Origin of the sequence: Acetobacter papayae JCM 25143, assembly GCF_000613285.1 — a bacterium.
In the GTDB taxonomy this organism is placed as follows: domain Bacteria; phylum Pseudomonadota; class Alphaproteobacteria; order Acetobacterales; family Acetobacteraceae; genus Acetobacter; species Acetobacter papayae.
Window position 1 is genome coordinate 1 of record NZ_BAIN01000140.1, and the last position, 1,939, is coordinate 1,939.

General features: G+C 66.0%; 4 protein-coding genes. All 4 read left to right on the top strand.

The annotated features are described in order from the left end of the window. Positions 1-539: HoxN/HupN/NixA family nickel/cobalt transporter (locus JCM25143_RS24935; protein ID WP_456303618.1), on the top strand; the 539-nt coding region annotated here is incomplete at its 5' end. Beyond that, positions 434-1,081: a HoxN/HupN/NixA family nickel/cobalt transporter gene (locus tag JCM25143_RS21140; protein ID WP_081773626.1), complete on the top strand. Its 648-nt coding sequence runs from the start codon at positions 434-436 to the stop codon at positions 1,079-1,081. The genes JCM25143_RS24935 and JCM25143_RS21140, both read left to right, overlap by 106 nt. 9 nt (positions 1,082-1,090) lie before the next feature. After that, positions 1,091-1,690, top strand: a complete 600-nt coding sequence (locus JCM25143_RS24940) for an RNA polymerase factor sigma-54 (protein WP_025861813.1) — start codon at positions 1,091-1,093, stop codon at positions 1,688-1,690. Further along, the coding region (locus JCM25143_RS24945; protein ID WP_148300160.1) for a hypothetical protein at positions 1,678-1,939 on the top strand (262 nt) is incomplete at its 3' end. The genes JCM25143_RS24940 and JCM25143_RS24945, both read left to right, overlap by 13 nt.

Sequence of the window (1,939 nt, forward strand, 5' to 3'; positions counted from 1 at the left end):
CCGGGCCGCATGGCCCCGCCGTGGTGCTGCGCAACGCGTTTGGCGGGCGGCGCACCGTTACCATGCCATCGGGCGAACAACTGCGAGAATCTGCTGAAATGGCGCGCGCGCGCTCATCGCTCGCCCTCATGGCGGGGCTATGCGGGCTGAATGCAGGCCTGTGGGGGCTGGCCGCCTGCGAGGGCCTTGGCGCACCCGGCCTGCTGGCCCCGGCTTTTGTGGCCTGGACATTCGGCCTGCGCCACGCGCTGGATGCGGACCATATCGCCGCGATTGATGTCGTCACGCGCAGGTTGCTGGCGCGCGATCACAGACCCATTCTTGTGGGGCTGTTTTTCTCGCTCGGTCATTCCACCGTGGTGATTGTGGCCACCTACGCGCTGCTGCACCTGCCGTGCACACATGGCTGGAGCGCTGGCACCTTGTGGGCGGTATGGTGGGGGGGAGCATTTCCATTGCCTTCCTGCTGGCCATGGCGCTGCTCAATGGCGCTGCCGCCAGAACCCAGTGGCAGAGCCTCAAGGCGGGCCATTCCATAGCCCCCCGCCCCATGGGGGGGCTCATGCGCCTGCTGGTCCCCGTAACCGACATGATCCGCCATGAACGGCAGATGTATTATCTGGGCTTTCTATTCGGTCTAGGTTTTGACACGGCAACGGAAATCGGCCTGCTGGGCCTTGCCACATCCAGCCATGCCACAGCCCCCACATGGGCGCTCATGCTGCTGCCCCTGCTGTTTACCGCCGCCATGATGCTGATGGACAGCCTCGATACGGTGCTGATGATCCGGGCTTGGACATGGAGTGCCCACTCCGCCCGCCGCCGCGCGCGCTATACGGTTTCTGTCACGGCTCTTTCAGCCGCCGCCGCCCTTGCCGTGGCCCTGCTTGAACTGGCCCAGATGCCCGGCATTGCCGAGCGGGTGCCCAACTGGGCCGCCACCGTGGCGGATATGGCCGCCGCGCATTTTCCCCTCCTTGGCGCTGGTCTTGTTTTTCTGTTTCTGGGCCTGTGGGGCGTTGCGGCCCTGCGTGGAGCGCGGGACAGCAAAAACACCCGACAAGCCCGCCCGCGCTGCTAGTCTCCCGCCATGGTGGTGGCTCTTGGGCATAAAGTCGGGCAGAACCAGCGCCTGTCGCTAACGCCGGGCATGAAAGAGTCGCTCCAGCTTCTAAAAATGCCGCTCCCGGCATTGCTGGATTTCATAGACCAGAAAATTGCCGCCAACCCGTTTCTGGACTGGAAAGACGGGGCTCCCCCCTCCGTCCTGACCCGGCTGAGCGGCTTTGCGCAGGATGCCGCCGACACACTTGAGGCCCAGCCCCCCTCCACCGCCTATAGTCTGCTGCACCAACTGGCCGCCCAGCGCGCTACCGAGTTGGAACAGCGCTGCGCACTGGCTATTCTGGACGCGCTGGACGAACAGGGCCGCCTGCCTATCCCCCCCGCCGAAGTGGCCCGGAACGCGCACCTGCCCCCCGGCTTGCTGGAACAGGTGCGCCAGCGGCTGCTGCGGCTGGAGCCCTGCGGGGTAGCCGCCCGCTCGCTGGAGGAATGTCTGCATGTCCAGCTTGAGGAACAGGGGGAGGCCCACCCCGACATGCTGGCCGTGCTGGCGCATCTGCCCTGCTGGCCAGCCGGGGGGTGGCTCATCTGGCCAGTGTGGCCAGCCTTCCGGTGCAGACGGTAAAAGACCTGCTGGCACGGCTGCGTGGGCTTGATCCTTTTCCATGGCGGCAGGTCGAGGGCGCGCAGCCCGCCGGAATCCGCCCCGAGCTAATAGCCAGCAAGACCGAAACCGGCACATGGGCCATAACTCTGCCCGATACGCCGGAAGAAGCAATCCGCTTTGAAACCGCGCTAATCACGCGCATACGCCGCTCGCAGCACGCCCGTACTCCCCCGGCCGACACCCCGGACATCGACCGCCGCACTGGCA